17 protein-coding genes are annotated in these 18,106 nt (G+C 65.8%); 10 read left to right on the plus strand and 7 right to left on the minus strand.

The features are described 5' to 3' along the window. The first annotated feature begins 11 nt into the window (after window positions 1-11). Together CI41S_RS08660 and CI41S_RS08665 are read left to right on the plus strand one after the other, a co-directional pair. Window positions 12-755 carry a thermonuclease family protein gene (locus CI41S_RS08660; protein WP_139858605.1) on the plus strand — a complete coding sequence of 248 codons (744 nt, stop codon included), beginning with the start codon at window positions 12-14 and terminating at the stop codon, window positions 753-755. Between the two features lie 57 nt (window positions 756-812). Beyond that, window positions 813-2,309, plus strand: coding sequence for a M48 family metalloprotease (locus CI41S_RS08665; protein WP_139858495.1), 1,497 nt, complete (start codon window positions 813-815; stop codon window positions 2,307-2,309). A 262-nt stretch (window positions 2,310-2,571) separates the two neighbouring features. Here CI41S_RS08665 and CI41S_RS08670 read toward each other — a convergent pair whose 3' ends face one another. Then, on the minus strand, window positions 2,572-3,879 hold the full coding sequence (locus CI41S_RS08670; RefSeq protein ID WP_430650003.1) for an MFS transporter: 1,308 nt from the start codon (window positions 3,877-3,879) through the stop codon (window positions 2,572-2,574). Window positions 3,880-4,064: 185 nt separating this feature from the next. On the opposite strand from CI41S_RS08670, the gene cyoA reads away from it, so the two are divergent. Genes cyoA through CI41S_RS08705 form a run of 7 tightly spaced genes read left to right on the plus strand, consistent with a single transcriptional unit; the run spans window position 4,065 to window position 10,978 of the window. After that, window positions 4,065-5,240 carry a ubiquinol oxidase subunit II gene (gene cyoA / locus CI41S_RS08675; RefSeq protein ID WP_139858496.1) on the plus strand — a complete coding sequence of 392 codons (1,176 nt, stop codon included), beginning with the start codon at window positions 4,065-4,067 and terminating at the stop codon, window positions 5,238-5,240. A 9-nt stretch (window positions 5,241-5,249) separates the two neighbouring features. Continuing rightward, window positions 5,250-7,259: a cytochrome o ubiquinol oxidase subunit I gene (gene cyoB, locus CI41S_RS08680; RefSeq protein WP_139858497.1), complete on the plus strand. Its 2,010-nt coding sequence runs from the start codon at window positions 5,250-5,252 to the stop codon at window positions 7,257-7,259. Beyond that, a complete protein-coding gene (gene cyoC / locus CI41S_RS08685; protein ID WP_139858498.1) occupies window positions 7,256-7,885 on the plus strand; it encodes a cytochrome o ubiquinol oxidase subunit III in 630 nt (209 codons plus the stop codon). The genes cyoB and cyoC overlap by 4 nt, the downstream gene beginning before the upstream one ends. After that, window positions 7,882-8,274 (plus strand): cytochrome o ubiquinol oxidase subunit IV, encoded by a 393-nt coding sequence (cyoD, locus tag CI41S_RS08690; RefSeq protein ID WP_139858499.1) that lies wholly within the window; start codon window positions 7,882-7,884, stop codon window positions 8,272-8,274. The genes cyoC and cyoD overlap by 4 nt, the downstream gene beginning before the upstream one ends. Window positions 8,275-8,276: 2 nt before the next feature. Then, entirely contained in the window at window positions 8,277-9,095 is an 819-nt protein-coding gene (locus CI41S_RS08695) for an SURF1 family protein (protein ID WP_172627951.1), read from the plus strand. A gap of 28 nt (window positions 9,096-9,123) precedes the next feature. Then, entirely contained in the window at window positions 9,124-10,452 is a 1,329-nt protein-coding gene (locus tag CI41S_RS08700; protein ID WP_244626447.1) for an ATP-binding protein, read from the plus strand. After that, complete coding sequence (locus CI41S_RS08705; RefSeq protein WP_139481772.1) at window positions 10,445-10,978, plus strand: response regulator transcription factor; 534 nt, start codon at window positions 10,445-10,447, stop codon at window positions 10,976-10,978. Before CI41S_RS08700 ends, CI41S_RS08705 begins: the two co-directional genes overlap by 8 nt. A 75-nt stretch (window positions 10,979-11,053) precedes the next feature. On the opposite strand, the gene CI41S_RS08710 is transcribed toward CI41S_RS08705, so the two are convergent. Next, the gene (locus tag CI41S_RS08710) at window positions 11,054-11,410 is read right to left on the minus strand and encodes a response regulator (protein WP_139481771.1); all 357 of its coding nucleotides are present in this window, start codon (window positions 11,408-11,410) and stop codon (window positions 11,054-11,056) included. Between the two features lie 164 nt (window positions 11,411-11,574). Between CI41S_RS08710 and CI41S_RS08715 the strand changes: the two genes are divergently transcribed. Further along, entirely contained in the window at window positions 11,575-11,817 is a 243-nt protein-coding gene (locus tag CI41S_RS08715) for a hypothetical protein (RefSeq protein ID WP_139858501.1), read from the plus strand. 132 nt (window positions 11,818-11,949) lie between these two features. Here CI41S_RS08715 and CI41S_RS44170 read toward each other — a convergent pair whose 3' ends face one another. The 5 genes from CI41S_RS44170 to CI41S_RS08740 form a co-directional block, all read right to left on the minus strand. Continuing rightward, the gene (locus CI41S_RS44170; protein WP_244626431.1) at window positions 11,950-12,213 is read right to left on the minus strand and encodes a hypothetical protein; all 264 of its coding nucleotides are present in this window, start codon (window positions 12,211-12,213) and stop codon (window positions 11,950-11,952) included. Between the two features lie 209 nt (window positions 12,214-12,422). Further along, window positions 12,423-13,229 carry a CarD family transcriptional regulator gene (locus CI41S_RS08725; protein WP_172626779.1) on the minus strand — a complete coding sequence of 269 codons (807 nt, stop codon included), beginning with the start codon at window positions 13,227-13,229 and terminating at the stop codon, window positions 12,423-12,425. 431 nt (window positions 13,230-13,660) lie between these two features. Continuing rightward, on the minus strand, window positions 13,661-13,999 hold the full coding sequence (gene fdxA / locus CI41S_RS08730; RefSeq protein WP_139481769.1) for a ferredoxin FdxA: 339 nt from the start codon (window positions 13,997-13,999) through the stop codon (window positions 13,661-13,663). Between the two features lie 175 nt (window positions 14,000-14,174). After that, complete coding sequence (locus CI41S_RS08735) at window positions 14,175-14,444, minus strand: RNA-binding S4 domain-containing protein (protein WP_139858503.1); 270 nt, start codon at window positions 14,442-14,444, stop codon at window positions 14,175-14,177. 26 nt (window positions 14,445-14,470) lie between these two features. Beyond that, window positions 14,471-18,007: a helicase-related protein gene (locus CI41S_RS08740; RefSeq protein WP_139858504.1), complete on the minus strand. Its 3,537-nt coding sequence runs from the start codon at window positions 18,005-18,007 to the stop codon at window positions 14,471-14,473. Window positions 18,008-18,106: the final 99 nt, after the last annotated feature.

Consider the following 18,106-nt stretch of genomic DNA (forward strand, 5'->3'; position numbering starts at 1 on the left):
TCGGACTGGCGATGACAACGTGCGCCGCGCTGATCGGCGTGTGCAACGACCGGGCTACGGCGGCCGGATGCAATTTCGAGATGCAGGGCGAGGGTCGCGTCGCTGCTGTGATCGATGCGCGCAGCTTTCGGCTCGACGACGACCGCGAGGTCAAGCTCGCCGGTATCGAGGTGGCGGATCGCGTGAAAGCTGCGGCCACATTGTCGGCACTGCTGGTCGGGCGCGACGTGAGCTTGCGCGGCAATGACGACACGCCGGATCGCTACGGCCGGCAGCCGGCTTACGCCTTCCTCGCTGGTAGCGAGACACCCGTACAGAGCGAGTTGTTGCGACAGGGATTCGCGCTGGTGTCGCCCGCCATCGCCGACAGGGACTGTGCCGCGGCGCTGATGGCGGCGGAGGCCGAGGCGAGGGCCGCCCGATCGGGAACCTGGGCGACGTCCACCGTCATAAAAAACGCCGAAAGTCCGGGCGATATTTTGGCCGGGATCGGGCGCTTTACGGTGGTCGAGGGCAGGGTTTTGTCCGTGCGTCAAGCTGGGTCAATGACCTACCTGAATTTCGGTCGAAACTGGACTCAGGACTTTGCGGCGACGATTTCAAAGCGCATAGTCCCTGCGTTTGAGGCGGCCGGGCTTGCGCCCAAGTCCCTCGAAAATCGAAGGATTCGTGTCCGAGGCTGGGTGGAAGCTCGACGTGGACCGCGAATCGAACTGCTCCGGGTGGGGCAGATTGAAGTGCTCGGCGGGAACTAGGGGAGATCCGCACGGACCCCCGCGGGCGGTTTGCTCGACAATTTGTGAGATTTTGACGTGATTGAGCGCGAAGGACGGCGCGAGGGAGTGACAGGTCGCCGCCTTTCGGCTGCGCCGGCGCTCGTCTGCGCCGCGCTGACGCTCGCGGCCTGCGGCAATGTCGGCCGCTTCGAGCAGGTCGGCGCGCCGCCGGCCGCAGCCGCGCCGGTGAAGCCTAGTCGCGTGGTGCAGCAGACCCCGGCCACCGAGCGCGAGCATGAGCGCATCCTGTCGACCTATGGCGGCGCCTATGACGACCCCAAGCTCGAGGCGCTGATCAGCAAGACCGTCGAGCGGCTGGTCGCGGCCTCCGATCGGCCCGATCAGACCTACAAGGTCACCATCCTCAATTCCGGCGCGGTCAACGCCTTCGCGCTGCCGACCGGCCAGCTCTATGTCACGCGCGGCCTGATCGCACTCGCCAGCGACACCTCGGAATTGTCCTCGGTGCTGAGCCACGAGATGGCGCACGTGCTGGCCAAGCACGCCGCGATGCGCGAGGACCAGGCGCGGCAGGCCGCGGTGGTGACGCGCGTCGTCACCGACATGAGCACCGACCCCGATCTCACCGCGCTGGCGCTCGCCAAGACCAAGCTGACGATGGCGAGCTTCTCGCGGCAGCAGGAGTTCGAGGCCGACGGCATCGGCGTCGGCATCGCCGCCCGCGCGCATTTCGACCCGTTCGGCGCCTCGCGCTTCCTGACCGCGATGGAGCGCAATGCGGCGCTCAAGGTCGGCCGCACCGCGCTCGATCCGCGCGCCCAGGACTTTACCTCGTCGCATCCGGCGACGCCGGAGCGCATCAACAATGCGCAGACCACGGCGCGGCAATACACCTCGCCGGAGAACAGCGAGCGCGACCGCGAGACCTATCTCGCCGCGATCGACAACATCGTCTATGGCGAGGACCCCAGCGAAGGTTTTGTGCGCGGCCGCCGCTTCCTGCATCCCAAGCTCGGCTTCACCTTCACCGCGCCCGACAACTTCACGCTCGACAATACCGCGCAGGCGGTGATCGGCGTGCGCGAGGGCGGCAGCCAGGCGATGCGCTTCGACGTCGTGCGGGTGCCGGCCGAGCAGTCGCTCGGCGACTATCTCAATTCGGGCTGGATGGAAGGCGTCGAGAAATCCTCGACCGAGGATCTCAGCATCAACGGCTTTCCGGCGGCGTCCGCCACCGCGCATGGCGAGCAGTGGCAGTTCAAGGTCTACGCGCTGCGCTTCGGCAGCGACGTCTACCGCTTCATCTTCGCCGCCAAGCAGAAGTCGACCGAGAGCGAGCGCAACGCGCGCGAGACCGTCAACTCGTTCCGCCGCCTGACGCTCGAGGAGATCCAGGCCGCGCGCCCGCTGCGCATCAAGGTGATCAACGTGCAGCCCGGCGACACCGTGGAATCGCTGTCGCACCGCATGGCCGGCGTCGATCACCCCGCCGAGCGTTTCCGCGTGCTCAACGGCCTCGACGCCCACGCCCAGGTCAAGCCGCGCGACCGCGTCAAGATCGTGGTGGATTAGGCGCACGTCGGGAAAGGTTCATCGAGGCGTTTCCACCTCCCCTTGAAAAGGGGAGGTCGCTTTGCTCGCTAGAGCAAAGCGGGTGGGGATCATGTCTCCCCGCGTACACCGTCGCTCGTGGCTGACCCCCATCCCGACCTTCCCCCTTTCAGGGGGAAGGAGAAGAACCGTAGCCCGGATGCTGCGCAGCGTAATCCGGGGCAGGTGCATCCGCGATGAGAGCTTTCCCGGATGTCGCTTCGCTCATCCGGGCTACAAGGGCTCAGCCCTCGGCTTCGCGGAGGCCGCTGAGCCACAGCGCGACCAAGGTCCACACCGCGCCCGATAAGAGATACGCGCCGGCCGAGATCAGGCCGAAATGCGTCGCCAGCAACAGCGCGGCGAGCGGGGCAAAGCCGGCGCCGAACAGCCAGGCGAAATCCGAGGTCAGCGCCGAGGCGGTGTAGCGATAGGCCGGCGCGAAGCTCGAGGCGATCGCGCCCGACGACTGGCCGAACGACAGCCCGAGCAGGATGAAGCCGCCCACCATGTACACGGTCTCGCCGACCGCGCCGGCATCGAGCAGCTGCGGGGCAAAACCGCTATACACCGCGATCGCGATCGCCGATCCCAATAGCAGCGGCTTGCGGCCGACCCGGTCGGCGATCATGCCGGAGGCAATAATGGCGAACACGCCGACCATCGCGCCGATCATCTCGATGATCAGGAAGCGCACCGGGCTTTCCTTGGTGAACAAGAACACCCAGGACAGCGGAAACACCGTGACCATGTGGAACAGCGCAAAGCTCGCCAGCGGCGCGAAGGCGCCGAGAAGGATGTATCGGCCCTCTTCCTTGACGGTCTCGCCGACCCTCGCCGGCTCGAGATCGCGGCTCTCGAACAACTCGGAATACTCGTCGGTCGCCACCATGCGCAGCCGCGCGAACAGCGCCACCACGTTGATGGCGAAGGCGACGAAGAACGGATACCGCCAGCCCCAGTCGAAGAAGTCGTCCGCCGAGAGGTTGCCGGCGAAGAAGGCGAACAGCGCGCTCGCCACGATCAGCCCGAGCGGCGCGCCGAGCTGCGGCACCATTGCGTACCAGCCGCGATGATGCGACGGCGCGTTCATCGCCAGCAGCGAAGCGAGGCCGTCCCAAGCGCCGCCCCAGGCGATGCCCTGCAAGATCCGCGCTGCCGCCAGCAGCCAGATCGCGGCATAGCCGATGGTGTCGTAGCCGGGCAGGAACGCGATCGCCACCGTCGAGGTGCCGAGCAGGAACAGCGCGATGACGAGCTTGGCGCCCTTGCCGTGGCGGCGGTCGACCGCCATGAAGATCACGGTGCCGAGCGGCCGCGCGGCAAACGCCAGCGTGAAGATGACGAATGAATAGATCGTGCCGGTGAGCTCGTTGACGAACGGAAACACCAGCTTCGGGAACACGATCACCGAGGCGATCGCATAGACGAAGAAGTCGAAGAACTCCGACGTGCGTCCGATGATGACGCCGATCGCGATCTCGCCGGGTTTCGCCTGCTCGTAAACTGATGCCGTCGAGGTGCCGTGAGCCATTGCAGGAACCTGTGCCATCGCGCCGAAACCGTCCTTGAGATGAGGTCGCGAGGCAACCTTTGCCACGCGGTCCGGTTGACTTTCTGAGCTTGTATCCCGCACTGCAACATTGGACAAATTGTCCAATGTCAACTTTGCTGCATCGCAGCTACCCCTTGACGAAACTCATAAAATTCCAGCCGAAGAATCCTGTGAGGTCCGCCGTGCGCGCCTTGAAATTACTGGCCTTATTGCCGTTTGCGGCCCTGCTGGGCGGGTGCGATTTCGTCGTCCTGGCGCCCGCCGGCGACATCGCCGCCCAGCAGCGCGACCTCGTCGTGATCTCCACCGTGCTGATGCTGATCATCGTGCTGCCGGTGATGGCGCTGACCGTGCTGTTCGCCTGGCGCTACCGCCAGTCCAACACCGAGGCGGCCTACGAGCCGGAGTGGGATCACTCGACCCAGCTCGAGCTCGTGATCTGGTCGGCGCCGCTGCTCATCATCATCTGCCTGGGCGCGCTGACCTGGATGGGCACGCATCTGCTCGATCCCTATCGCTCGCTCGGCCGCATCGCCGCCGACAAGCCGATCGAGCGCAAGGACGCCCCGCTCGATGTCCAGGTGGTCGCGCTCGACTGGAAGTGGCTGTTCCTCTATCCGCAATACGGCGTCGCCGCCGTCAACGAGCTGGCCGCGCCGGTCGACCGCCCGATCCGCTTCCGCATCACGGCCTCCTCCGTGATGAACTCGTTCTACATCCCCGCCCTCGCCGGCCAGATCTACGCCATGCCCGGCATGGAGACCAAGCTGCATGCGGTCTCCAACAAGGAAGGCACCTTCCGCGGCTTCTCCGCCAATTACAGCGGCGCCGGCTTCTCCGGCATGCATTTCGACTTCAAGAGCGTGTCGCCCGCCGAGTTCGACAAGTGGGTCGCGAGCGCCAAGGCCAGCGGCAACATGCTCGGCCGTAGCGACTATTTGCAGCTCGAGCGCCCGAGCCAGAACGATCCGGTCCGGCTCTACGGCACGGTCGATCGCGACCTCTACAAGTTGATCCTCAATATGTGCGTCGAGCCCGGCAAGATGTGCATGAGCGAGATGATGGCGATCGACGCCAAGGGCGGTCTCGGCCATGAAGGCCTCAACAACACGCTGCCGCTGACCTACGACAAATACGCCCGCCGCGGCGCGCCGCTCGGCAGCGAGCCGACCTTCGTCGCCGGAATCTGCTCGATCGACGAATTGAAGGACACGCCACTGCGCGAGGTCACCGCACCGCTCGACCTGACGCCGCTGCGCGGCGTCGGGCTGCAGCCGCCGCCGTTCTCTCCCGCGTTCTCCCCTGCCCATCCGTCGACGTCGCTGCTATCAGGCCAGCGTTCGAAATCCGAGTCCTGAGAGGGCCGCATGTTCAACAACCCGGAAATCCTCAAGCTGATCTTCGGCCGCCTCAACCTGGAAGCGCTGCCGATTCACGAGCCGATCCTGGTCGGCACCTTCGCCGTGGTCGCGACCGGCGGGCTCGCCCTGCTCGCCATCGTCACCTACTTCCGGCTCTGGGGCTATCTGTGGCGCGAGTGGTTCACCACCGTCGACCACAAGCGCATCGGCATCATGTACATGATCCTCGGCATCGTGATGCTGCTGCGCGGCTTCGCCGACGCCATCATGATGCGGCTGCAGCAGGCGATCGCGTTCGGCGGCTCCGACGGTTACCTGCCCGCCCATCACTACGACCAGGTCTTCACCGCCCACGGCGTCATCATGATCTTCTTCGTGGCGATGCCGCTGGTCACCGGCCTGATGAACTACGTGATGCCGCTGCAGATTGGCGCCCGCGACGTCTCGTTCCCGTTCCTCAACAATTTCAGCTTCTGGATGACGGTCGGCGGTGCCGTGCTGGTGATGATGTCGCTGTTCGTCGGCGAGTTCGCTCGCACCGGCTGGCTGGCCTATCCGCCGCTGTCGAACATCGGCTACAGTCCTGACGTCGGCGTTGACTATTACATATGGGGCCTGCAGGTCGCCGGCGTCGGCACCACGCTGTCGGGCATCAATCTGATCTGCACCATCGTCAAGCTGCGCGCGCCGGGCATGACGATGATGAAGATGCCGGTGTTCACCTGGACCTCGCTCTGCACCAACGTGCTGATCGTCGCCTCCTTCCCGGTGCTGACGGCGGTGCTCGTGCTGCTGTCGCTCGACCGCTACGTCGGCACCAACTTCTTCACGAACGACTTCGGCGGCAACCCGATGATGTACGTGAACCTGATCTGGATCTGGGGCCATCCCGAGGTCTACATCCTGGTGCTGCCGGCATTCGGCATCTTCTCCGAGGTGACCGCGACCTTCTCCGGCAAGCGGCTGTTCGGCTACACCTCGATGGTCTACGCCACCGTCGTCATCACCATCCTGTCTTATCTCGTGTGGCTGCATCACTTCTTCACCATGGGCTCCGGCGCCAGCGTGAACTCGTTCTTCGGCATCACCACGATGATCATCTCAATCCCGACCGGGGCCAAGATGTTCAACTGGCTGTTCACGATGTATCGCGGCCGCATCCGCTTCGAGCTGCCGATGATGTGGACGGTGGCGTTCATGCTGACCTTCGTGCTCGGCGGCATGACCGGCGTGCTGCTCGCGGTGCCGCCGGCCGACTTCGTGCTGCACAACAGCCTGTTCCTGGTCGCGCACTTCCACAACGTGATCATCGGCGGCGTGCTATTCGGCCTGTTCGCCGGCATCAATTACTGGTTCCCGAAGGCGTTCGGCTTCAAGCTCGATCCGTTCTGGGGCAAGCTGTCGTTCTGGTTCTGGGTTTCCGGCTTCTACTTCGCCTTCATGCCGCTCTATGTGCTCGGCCTGATGGGCGTCACCCGCCGGCTGCGCGTGTTCGACGATCCGTCCCTGCAGATCTGGTTCATCATCGCGGGCTTCGGCGCCTTCCTGATCCTGCTCGGCATCATCGCGATGCTGGTGCAGTTCGCGGTCAGCATTCTCAGGCGCGAGCAGCTGAAGGACACCACCGGCGATCCCTGGAACGCACGGACGCTGGAATGGGCGACCTCGTCGCCGCCGCCGGACTACAATTTTGCCTTCACGCCCGTCGTCTACGACAACGACGCCTGGTGGGACATGAAGCGCCGCGGCTACTCGCGCCCGCTGACCGGCTTCAAGCCGATCCACATGCCCTCCAACACCGCGACCGGCATCATCCTCGCCGGCCTCGCGACGGCGATGGGGTTCGGCCTGATCTGGTACATCTGGTGGCTCGCCGCGGTCTGCTTCGTCGCGCTGCTCGCGGTCGCGATCGGCCACACCTTCAACTATCACCGCGACTACGACATTCCGGCTGACCAGGTCGGCAAGGTCGAAGCCGCAAGGACGCGCGTTCTCACCGCGGGAGCCCAGTCATGACCGTCGCAGCCGCACCTGCGCAAAACGCCGAGCCGATCTTCCACGTGATCGACGAGCATGCGCATCCGGAAGGCGCCAGCACCATGCTGGGCTTCTGGATCTATCTGATGAGCGACTGCCTCATCTTCGCGATGCTGTTCGCGACCTATGGCGTGCTCGGCGGCAACTATGCCGCCGGCCCGGCGCCGAAGGACCTGTTCGACCTGAAACTGGTCGCGCTCAACACCACGATGCTGCTGCTGTCCTCGATCACCTATGGCTTTGCCATGCTGACGATGGAGAAGTCGAAGCTCGGCGCGACGCAATTCTGGCTCGCGGTCACCGGGCTGTTCGGCCTCGCCTTTCTCGGCATCGAGCTCACCGAGTTCCACCACATGATCCACGAGGGCGCGACGCCGCAGCGCAGCGCCTTCCTGTCGTCGTTCTTCACGCTGGTCGGCACCCACGGCCTGCACGTCACCTTCGGCCTGGTCTGGCTGGTGACGCTGATGGTGCAGTCCGCGCGCTACGGCCTGACCGCGGCCAACCGGCGCCGGCTGATGTGCCTGTCGATGTTCTGGCACTTCCTCGACGTGGTCTGGATCGGCGTCTTCACCTTCGTCTATCTCCTGGGAGTGCTGCGATGACAACCGACTCTCACGCTGTGCACACCGATGCCGGCGACCACGGCCATGACGTCCATGGCGGCGCCGCCCACGGTTCGCTGAAGAGCTACCTGATCGGCTTCGGCCTCTCGGTCGTCCTCACCGCAGTGCCGTTCTGGCTGGTGATGACCGGTGCCATCACCGACAAGGCGATCACCGCGCTGATCGTGCTGGTGCTCGCGGCGATCCAGATCGTCGTGCACATGGTCTACTTCCTGCACATGAACACGCGATCCGAGAACGGCTGGACCATGATGGCGATGATCTTCACCGTGGTCATGGTGGTGATCGCGCTGACCGGCTCGCTGTGGGTCATGCATCATCTCAACGTCAACATGATGCCCGTGCACGACATGAGCCAGATGCCGTGACGATGCGGGCTGCCAGACCGCCGTATTTGCTGCTCACGCTCGGCATGCTGGGCGTGGTGCTGCTGACGGCGCTCGGGGTCTGGCAGATCGAACGCAGGACCTGGAAGCTGGCGCTGATCGCGCGCGTCGAGCAGCGCATGAATGCCGCCGCCGTCGCGCCGCCTGCCCCGTCATCCTGGCCGGCGGTGACTTCGGCGAGCGACGAATACCGCCGCGTCACCGCAAGCGGCACCTTCCTGAATGACGACGAGACGCTGGTGCAGGCGGTGACCAATGAAGGCCCCGGCTTCTGGGTGCTGACCCCGCTGCGGCAGGCCGATGGAACCACGGTGCTGGTCAACCGCGGCTTCGTGCCGCCGGAGCGCCGCGATCCCGCAACGCGACGTGCCGGCGATCCGCACGGCCCCGTCAGCGTCACCGGCCTGCTGCGGATATCGGAGCCGAAGGGCGCCTTCCTGCGCAGCAACGATCCTGCGGCCGGCCGCTGGTATTCGCGCGATGTCGCCGCGATCGCGGCCAGCCACGGCCTGTCCGACGTCGCGCCCTTCTTCATCGATGCGGATGCTGCGGCAAACCCCGGCGGCTTCCCGGTCGGCGGCCTCACGATCGTGCGCTTTCCCAACAACCACCTGATTTACGCGCTGACATGGTTCGCGCTGGCCATTATGCTGGCGGCCGCGCTCCTGCGCGTCGTCAGCGGCAGGGGCCGCGCCGGCGTTTCCGCTTCCCGACGCGCCGCCGTGCGCCGCCTGGTCGGCGCAGCCCGCAATCTGTCTCGCAACCCAGGCCCAGATGCTCGAGCGCACATCGGATCTGCATGACGCAAAGACAGCCACCGGCACGGCGGTGATGCCGTCCGACGTGAGCGCGGCTGCCGGCATGCCGTTCGATCTTGCCGCTCCCGCCGACCTCGCGACCAATCGCAAGAACATGGCCCTCTTGGTCCAGCTGCGCTGGATCGCCGTGATCGGCCAGATCGTCACCATCGCCTTCGTGCATTTCTGGATGGACGTCGCACTGCCGCTGATGCCGATGGCGGCCGTGATCTGCGGCCTGCTGGCGCTCAATTTGATCAGCCTGCTCTGGCTGCGCTACCGCGCCGACATCAACAACCGCGAGCTTTTGGTCGCGCTGGCGCTCGACGTCGCGGCGCTGACGACGCTGCTGTACCTGAGCGGCGGCGCCACCAACCCGTTCACTTCGCTCTATCTGCTGCAGGTGACGCTCGGCGCGGTGCTGCTCGATGCGCCCTCGACCTGGTCGCTGGTGGCGCTGGTCTGCATGAGCTACGCTTGGCTGACCGGCTATTACGAGCCGCTGGCGCCGCCGCAGCACGGCTTTGGCGATGCCTTCAGCCGCTACATCACCGGCACGTTCATCGGCCTCGTGCTCGACGCCGTGCTGCTGGTGGTGTTCGTGACCCGGATCAACCGCAATCTGCGCGACCGCGACGCGCGCCTCGCCGCGCTGCGCCAGCACGCCGCCGAGCAGGACCACATCGTCAGGATGGGCCTGCTCGCCTCCGGCGCCGCGCATGAGCTCGGCACGCCGCTCGCCTCGCTGTCGGTGATCCTGAGCGACTGGCGGCGCATGCCGGCGCTCGCCTCCGACGCCGAGCTGTCGCATGACCTGTCCGAGATGGAAACCTCGCTGCAGCGCTGCAAGACGATCGTGACCGGCATCCTGCTGTCGGCCGGCGAGGCGCGCGGCGAAGGCTCGGCGCCGACCACGGTCGCGGCGTTCCTGACCGCGCTGGTGGAGGAATGGCGGACGTCGCGGCCGTCGGCCACGCTGTATTTCCGCAATGCGTTCGGTGCCGATCTTGCGATCGTGTCCGACATCGCGCTGAAGCAGGCGATCTTCAACGTGCTCGACAACGCCGCCGAGGTCTCGCGCGACTGGATCGAGCTGACGGCCGAGCGCGAGGGCGACACGCTGGTGGTGTCGGTGACCGACCGCGGCCCCGGCTTCGCGCGCGAGATGCTGCCGCAGGTCGGAAAACCCTATCAGTCGACCAAGGGCAGGCCCGGCAGCGGCCTCGGCCTGTTCCTGGTGGTCAACGTCGTGCGCAAGCTCGGCGGCGTGGTGACGGCGCGCAACCGGCCGGACATCGGCGCCGCGGTCCGGCTCGAACTGCCGCTCTCGACGCTTGCGATCGGAGACCATCTGGATGGATGAACGTCAGCTCCTGATCGTCGAGGACGATGCGGGCTTCGCCCGCACGCTGAAGCGTTCGTTCGAGCGCCGCGGCTACGGCGTCGCGGTGGCGGCCTCGCTCGACGAGGTCCGCCCGCTGCTGGAGCAGCAATCGCCCGGCTATGCCGTGGTCGACCTGAAACTCGCCGGCGGCGCCTCGGGCCTCGCCTGCGTCGAGGCGCTGCACGCGCATGATCCCGACATGCTGATCGTGGTGCTGACCGGATTTGCCAGCATCGCGACCGCGGTGGAGGCGATCAAGCTCGGCGCCTGCCACTATCTGGCAAAGCCGTCGAACACCGACGACATCGAGGCCGCGTTCCAGAAGGCCGCCGGCAACGCCGCCATCGAGCTCGGCGCCCGCCCGACCTCGATCAAGACGCTGGAATGGGAGCGCATCCACCAGACCCTGATCGAGACCGATTTCAACATCTCCGAAGCCGCCCGCCGCCTCGGCATGCACCGCAGGACGCTGGCACGGAAGCTGGAGAAGCAGCGGGTGAAGTAGCCGCCCTAGCGAGCATCCTGCCTCATGCCATTCGATCTCGGGATCGTCCTGCGTGGACCACTATTCCGGCGAAAGCTATTGCACCGCCTCCCGCAGCAGGGTCACCGGGTAGATCGGCTTCTCGAAGAACTTGACGCCGTCGGGCAAGGCGTCGGCCGGACGCTGGCCCGAAATCACCATGACCCGCACTTTCCGGTCGCAGTCGAGCGCGAATTGCGCAAGCTCGATGCCGTTCATCTTGCCGGTCAGCCCGATATCGGTGATCACCAACGCAGGGTGACGCATCTTGACCGCGAGCGCGGCGGTCTCGGCATCCTCACACTGGATCACGTCGAAATGACTCTCTTCCAGCAAGAGCGCGATCATGTCGCGCTGGATGGGGTCATCTTCGACGACAATTGCGACTTGGCGCAACATCTTGGCGTAGCCCATGAGAAGATCTCCCGCAATTAACATAGGATAAGCGCCGAGAGCCGTTTCGAGTTCTGTTCGGAGTCACTCGTTTGGTAAGTTCCTGCCGGTTCCGCCGGAACCAGATTTGAGGGTTGCGCGTCATGAATGCCGATCGGGTATCATGACCGAAGGAACCAAAGCTCATGCGGAACTCGCTTCGCCCCGCTCAAAATCCTGACCATGCGGATCGAGCTGAAAACTATTCGAGCCCGTCCGACAATCCGACTTCAGTCGCTGAAGACCCGGTTCGAAGACAGCAGGAGCGCAGCGATCGCCCTCTCACGCCGGAGCAACTCTCCAGCGCTCGCCGGCTGCGGGACATCATCTCCAACATGGAAGCAGACCTGAAGGAGCAGGTCGACAAACTGGTCGCAACGCGCAACTAGCGCTGCAGTCCGGATGAAGTGCAGCGCAATCGTGACAGCCCAATCCACCGTGACAGCGCCCCGGATTTCGCTTCGCTGCATCCCGGTTACGGAGCTACGCGCAATCCACAGCACCTGTCGAGGAGAAGGGCGCTATCGCCGTACCCCGACGCGATTGACGCCACCGTTCAAGTTGCCGCCAGCGTTGTGACGGACCGCAGCGCGCGCCACCGGACGAGGCCTGAGCACGACACCGGCCCGCGCCACGCAGCCGACCGGATAGCCAACGTATTGGCAGTAAACCACGGCGCTGGCTGGCGATGAACTGAGAGGGACGCTTGCAAGCCCCAGCACGAGGCTGGCCGCCAGTCCCGCGACTGTCACTGATCCCTTCGAAAGATTCCTCCTCCGACGCATGTTGATCCTCCTCATCGCACGTGGACCGAAAGTGACGGAGCCACGTCGAGCGCGGCCCGATACATCCTCGGTGGCAAGGGATGGGCGATATTGACCTGGATCAATGGGTGAGCGACGTCGAACCAAGATGTCAGCGTGACGCAGTTGGACAAAACAGAAAGCCCGGTCTCTCGACCGGGCTTTCCGCAAAAAACTTCTGGCCGTGCCGCTCAGGCGGCTTCGTCCTCGACGGCGGCGTCGTCGCCGTCGGTGTCGAGATCCTCACCGTCGGCATCGCCCTCGGCTTCACCTTCAGCCGATTCGGCCTTGGCGCCGCGGCGCGGGCTCTTGGCGAGCTGGCTCTCGATTTCCTTGACCGCTTCGGTCTCGGTCGAGTGCTGCACGACCGCGATTTCGCGCGACAGGCGGTCGAGCGCCGCTTCATAGAGCTGGCGTTCGCTGTAAGACTGCTCCGGCTGCGATTCCGAGCGGTAGAGGTCGCGGACCACCTCGGCGATCGCGACGATGTCGCCCGAGTTGATCTTCGCTTCGTATTCCTGGGCGCGGCGCGACCACATGGTGCGCTTGACGCGGGCGCGGCCCTTCAGCGTCTCCAGCGCCTTCTTGACCAGCGCCGGCTCCGACAGCTTGCGCATGCCGACATTGGCGACCTTCGCGGTCGGGACGCGCAGCGTCATCTTGTCCTTCATGAACGAGATCACGAACAGCTCGAGCTTGGCGCCCGCGATCTCCTGCTCCTCGATCGCCAGGATCTGGCCGACGCCGTGAGCGGGATAGACGACGAATTCGTTGGCCTTGAAGCCCTGGCGCTGGGTCACGACCTTCTTCTCTTCCGGACGCGGCGCGGCGGCCGGCTTCACGGCAGCCTTCGGAGCGGCGGCGGGGGCGGCGGCCTTCGGGGCGGCCGGCTTCGGCGCAGCAACAGTCTTGGTAACGGGAGCCTTGGGGGCGACCTTCGCGGCAGTGGTCTTCGCAGCTGCCGCTTTCGCAGCAGTCTTGGCAGTCTTTTCTGGCATCACGCTTCTTTTGTTCTTGGAGGACTTTGCGGCCGCCGCTTTTTTGGTATCCTTCACGGACGCCTTGGCACGGCCCTTGGTTGCGCTGCGAGCAACAACAGCGGCTTTCTTGGTCGTCTTAGAAGCACTCTTTTTACGCGTTTTCTGTGACACAGCCTGCGCGTGGAAACTGCCACGCCCCTGTTCGATGTTTGCGGGAACCTCGAAGCCACAAGATACGCATGGCAGGGGTTCTTGGCTTGTAATCCCAAGAATATAGCACATTTTCCGCAAAAATCAATGATTTACGCCCGATTCCGGGCATATCCGGGGTAGCCCCGGTCATATGTCCGTCATTAGGGTTAAATCATCGGGGCTGGCCGGGCCCCTGAACGGGCGCCAAAGCCCGTCAGCTTACACGACACCGCGCGAATCAGGTCGCAACCAGCGAATCAGTCGCCGGTTCCAGGATTCGGAGAAAAATATTTCTCGAACTTGCCTTCCTTGCCCTCCCACTCCTTGGCGTCCTCGGGCGCGTCCTTCTTCTGGGTGATATTCGGCCAGCTCTTGGCGTATTCGGTGTTGACCTCGAGCCACTTCTCCAGCCCCGGCTCGGTATCCGGCTTGATGGCATCCGCCGGGCATTCCGGCTCGCACACGCCGCAATCGATGCATTCGTCAGGATGGATGACCAGCATGTTCTCGCCCTCGTAGAAGCAGTCCACGGGGCAGACCTCGACGCAGTCGGTATATTTGCACTTGATGCAGGCTTCAGTGACGACGTAGGTCATCCAAAACTCCGGAAACGGTCAGCGTTTTTCTGGGGTTGCCTAGCGCAGGAATACCCCAGCCGCAAGGGAAGCGGCGGCCCAAAAAGGCAAGGAATTGCCGACTATATTCTCGTTTGACGCGCCTTCTTCACGCGAACCGGTCCCCGCTTCGCTCGAAAGCACTTTTGATAGATAGCTATTCCCGGCCGCCTTGCAAATCATCATAGAGCACGCGCGCCGAGGCGGCATCGCCGCGCCGCTCGGCAAAGCCCACCACCTTGAGCACGCGGACGCTGTTGTCGAGCGCGACCGTGACGACGTCGCCGAGCTTGATGGCATGGCCCGGCGATTTCTCGCGCGTGCCGTTGATGCGGACGTGACCGGACGCGACGAGCTCGGCCGCGCTGGTGCGGGCCTTCACCACCCGGGCGTGCCACAACCATTTGTCGAGGCGCTGTCTGTCCAATCCACTTCGCTCGAAAACGCTATGCCCTATTCCTTGCGATTGCCCGCGAGCTGCTCCTTCAGTGCAGCGAGCTTTGCGAAGGGCGAGTTCGGATCGATCGGCCGGTCGCGCTCGCGCGGCGCGCTGGAGGCGTAGGGCCGGTGCGACGGCCCGCTCTCGCGCTTGTCGCGGCCGCCCTTGTCACGGCCGAAATCGCGGCCGCCGCGGTCACGGTCGCCGCGATCCTTGCGCTCGCCGCCGCCGAACTTGTTGTCGCGGCGCCGCTCGTTGTTGTCGCGATCGCGCCCCTTGCCCTCGAAGCGCTCGCGGCGCTCGCCGCGCTGCTCGCGGTTGTCGCGCCCCGGCGCGCCGTCGGCGGGTGCGGCCGTGGCCTCGGCGGGGGCGCCTTCGCGCGGCTTGTGGCGGAAATCCTGGTGACGGCGCGGACGGCGGTGCTGCTCGCGCTTCTCGCCCTCGGCTCCCTCCGTCGCCGGTGCGCCGCCCTCAGCCTGCTGGCCCTGATGACGGCCGCGGTTGCGGTCGTGTCCGCGATGATGCGGACGGCGCTCGTCGGAACGGCCGCCGGGACGCCAGACTTCGACCAGTTGCGGCTCGGCCGGGGTTTCCGGCGCGGCAGCGGCAGCGGCTTCAGCCGGGGCCGCGTCGGCAGGCGCGGTCTCGGCGCTCGCCGCCTCGGCAGGCGCTTCCGCAGCGGCCTCTGCCGGCGTCTCCGCGGCAGCCTCAGCAAGGGCAGGTTCGGATGCAGCCTCGGTGACGGGGGCCTCGGCCGGCGCGGCTACTGCCTCGGGCTGCGGCTCGACGACGGCCGGCGTCTCCTCGCTCGCGGGCGCGGGCGCGAAGCCGACATCGGGCAGCAACGCGGCTGATGGCGCCGGATCGCCGGAGACCGGCTGTTCCGCGACGGCCTCCGCCACGGGCGCCTCCGCCGTGGCCTCGACGGCTGCATCGGGTACCTCGGCGCCGACGCCGGTCGCCGCGGTGGCGGCATCGACCGGCGCGTCTGCGGCGGCTTCAGTCGTGCCTTCGGCCGGCGGCGCTTCCGCCGCGACGGTCTCCGTGGTCTCGACGGCCGCCGGCGCAGCCTCAACCGGCTTCGGCGGCAGTGGCGGGCGGCGGTCCATGCGGTAACCGAGCGCGCGCAGGATCGAGGCGAAATCTTCGCCGGCCGATCCGGTCAGCGAGGTCATCGCTTGCGTGACGACAAAGCCGCGGCCGTCGAACGCGCCGGCGGGCTTTTCGCCCGGCGAGGTCTCGCGCCAGGCTAGCGCCGGGCGGATCAGATCGGCGAGCCGCTCGAGGATGTCGACGCGCACCGCGCGCTCGCCGCACTGGCGATAGCCGAGCACGCGATAGGCATCGCGGGCGAGCTGCTTGTCGACCGGAAACGAGGTGCGGCCGCTTGAGGCCAGATGCTGCACATTCGACAGCGCAGCCATGTCGACATTGCTCTGCTTCTCGGCCCACAGCAGCGAGGCCAGCGAGCGCGCCGCGGGCTTCAAGAGCTGCGGGAAATAGATGTGATAGGCGCCGAACCGCACGCCGTATTTGCGCAAGGTGGCGCGCGACGGCTGGTCGAGATCCTTCATCTCGGCCGAAATTTTTGATCGCTCGAGCACGCCGAGCGCCTCGACCAGCTGGAAGGCGATGCCGCGGGCGATGCCCTGCAGATCCTCGGGCTTGGAGAGCTCGAACAGCGGCCCGAGCAGCTTTTCGATGTGGGTCTTGAGCCAGAGATCGAGCCGGGTCTGCACCGCTTCGCGCGAGGCGCCGGTCAGCCGTTCGTCGGAAATGATGCGCAGCCGCGGATGCAGCGCGTCGTCGGCCGCGACCAGTTTTGCCACCGCATCGCCGGTCCAGCGGATGGTGCCGTCGGAGGTCAGCACGAACTGCTCGTCCGGGGCGGCCCCGAGTTTCTCCGCGCGCGCATCGATCTCGCGCGCCAGCACCTGCTGGGCGGCGGCCTGCAGCGCCTTGGCGTCAGAGCCGGCTTCCGCCGCATCGGGCGCAAAGGTGAAACCATCGAGCCGGCCGATCACGTGACCTTCCACGATCACTTCGCCGGTCTTGCCAATTTCCGTATTCAAAACTGAGTTCTCCCGCAGGCGGCGCATCAATACACTGGTCCGCCTGTCAACGAAACGCTCCGTGAGCCGTTCATGCAGCGCATCGGATAATTTATTTTCGAGATCGCGCGTGATCCCCTGCCAGTGCTCCGGGTCATACAGCCAGTCCGGCCGGTTGGCCACGAAGGTCCAGGTCCTGATCTGCGCGATCCGGCCCGACAGCGTGTCGATATCGCCGTCGGTGCGGTTGGCCTGGTCGACCTGGGCGGCGAACCATGCGTCAGGGATACGCCCCTTTTGCATCAGGAAGCCGTACAGCGTGCTCACGAGTTCGGCATGGGCCGCCGGCGACAGCTTTCGGTAATCAGGAACCTGGCAGGCCTCCCATAACCGCTCCACGGCGGCGGCGCCATGCGCCATGTCGCGCACCTCGGCGTCGCGCGCGACATGGTCGAGCACGCGCATGTCCTCGGCGATCGGCGCCCGCGTCAGTGCCTCATGATTGGGCGGCAGCGCCAGCGACACCTGCAGCGCGCCGAGCGAGGCGAAATCGAGCTTTGCGTTGCGCCATTGCAGCATCTTGACGCTGTCGAAGGTGTGGTTCTGCAGCGCGTTGACCAGTTCCGGCTCGAACGGCGCGCAGCGACCCGTGGTGCCGAACGTGCCGTTGCGCGTGGCGCGGCCTGCGCGGCCTGCGATCTGCGCGAATTCGGCCGGCGTCAGCCGGCGGAACTGGTAGCCGTCATATTTGCGGTCGGAGGCGAAGGCGACGTGATCGACGTCGAGATTGAGCCCCATGCCGACCGCGTCGGTGGCGACGAGGTAATCGACGTCGCCGTTCTGGAACATCGCGACCTGCGCATTTCTTGTGCGCGGCGACAGCGAGCCGAGCACCACGGCCGCGCCGCCATGCTGGCGGCGGATCAGTTCGGCGATCGCATAGACTTCGTCGGCGGAGAACGCGACGATTGCCGTTCTTCTCGGCTGCCGCGTGATCTTGCGGTCGCCGGCATATTCGAGCTGCGACAGCCGCGGCCGCGTCACCATCGAGGCGCCGGGCAGCAGCCGCTCGATGATCGGGCGCATCGTCGCAGCACCGAGCAGCAGCGTCTCGTCGCGGCCTCTGCGGTTGAGGATGCGATCGGTGAAGACGTGGCCGCGCTCGAGATCGGCGGCGATCTGGATCTCGTCGACGGCGAGGAACGACACGTCGAGATCGCGCGGCATCGCCTCCACGGTGGAGACCCAGAAGCGCGGCGCCTTCGGCTTGATCTTCTCCTCGCCTGTGACGAGCGCGACATTGTCCTCGCCGGCCCGCGCCGCGATCTTGTTGTAGACCTCGCGCGCGAGCAGTCGCAGCGGCAGCCCGATCAGGCCGGACGAATGCGCCAGCATCCGCTCGATCGCCAGGTGCGTCTTGCCGGTGTTGGTCGGGCCCAGCACGGCGGTGACGCCGGCCCCGGGAGCGCGGTCAGTTCCGAACGAAGATGTGAAAGCCATATTTTGCAGATGTTTCTTGTTGCCGCGTGCCGCGCGGATGCGCGCCTAGAAAATTACCTCGCCGCGCCCGTGTCCGCCGAAGCCTTGGCGAAGGCGGGG

Source organism: Bradyrhizobium ivorense, from assembly GCF_900696085.1.
Classification (GTDB): Bacteria; Pseudomonadota; Alphaproteobacteria; order Rhizobiales; family Xanthobacteraceae; genus Bradyrhizobium; species Bradyrhizobium ivorense.

Bases quoted from the DNA above. Each gene is read 5' to 3' on its own strand.
- CI41S_RS08660 (WP_139858605.1), top strand. From the start codon at position 12: ATGACAACGTGCGCCGCGCTGATCGGCGTGTGCAACGACCGGGCTACG.
- CI41S_RS08670 (WP_430650003.1), bottom strand. From the start codon at position 3,879: ATGGCACAGGTTCCTGCAATGGCTCACGGCACCTCGACGGCATCAGTT.
- cyoB (WP_139858497.1), top strand. From the start codon at position 5,250: ATGTTCAACAACCCGGAAATCCTCAAGCTGATCTTCGGCCGCCTCAAC.
- cyoC (WP_139858498.1), top strand. From the start codon at position 7,256: ATGACCGTCGCAGCCGCACCTGCGCAAAACGCCGAGCCGATCTTCCAC.
- cyoD (WP_139858499.1), top strand. From the start codon at position 7,882: ATGACAACCGACTCTCACGCTGTGCACACCGATGCCGGCGACCACGGC.
- CI41S_RS08695 (WP_172627951.1), top strand. From the start codon at position 8,277: ATGCGGGCTGCCAGACCGCCGTATTTGCTGCTCACGCTCGGCATGCTG.
- CI41S_RS08700 (WP_244626447.1), top strand. From the start codon at position 9,124: ATGCCGTCCGACGTGAGCGCGGCTGCCGGCATGCCGTTCGATCTTGCC.
- CI41S_RS08705 (WP_139481772.1), top strand. From the start codon at position 10,445: ATGGATGAACGTCAGCTCCTGATCGTCGAGGACGATGCGGGCTTCGCC.
- CI41S_RS08710 (WP_139481771.1), bottom strand. From the start codon at position 11,410: ATGGGCTACGCCAAGATGTTGCGCCAAGTCGCAATTGTCGTCGAAGAT.
- CI41S_RS08715 (WP_139858501.1), top strand. From the start codon at position 11,575: ATGCGGAACTCGCTTCGCCCCGCTCAAAATCCTGACCATGCGGATCGA.
- CI41S_RS44170 (WP_244626431.1), bottom strand. From the start codon at position 12,213: ATGCGTCGGAGGAGGAATCTTTCGAAGGGATCAGTGACAGTCGCGGGA.
- CI41S_RS08725 (WP_172626779.1), bottom strand. From the start codon at position 13,229: ATGCCAGAAAAGACTGCCAAGACTGCTGCGAAAGCGGCAGCTGCGAAG.
- fdxA (WP_139481769.1), bottom strand. From the start codon at position 13,999: ATGACCTACGTCGTCACTGAAGCCTGCATCAAGTGCAAATATACCGAC.
- CI41S_RS08740 (WP_139858504.1), bottom strand. From the start codon at position 18,007: ATGGCTTTCACATCTTCGTTCGGAACTGACCGCGCTCCCGGGGCCGGC.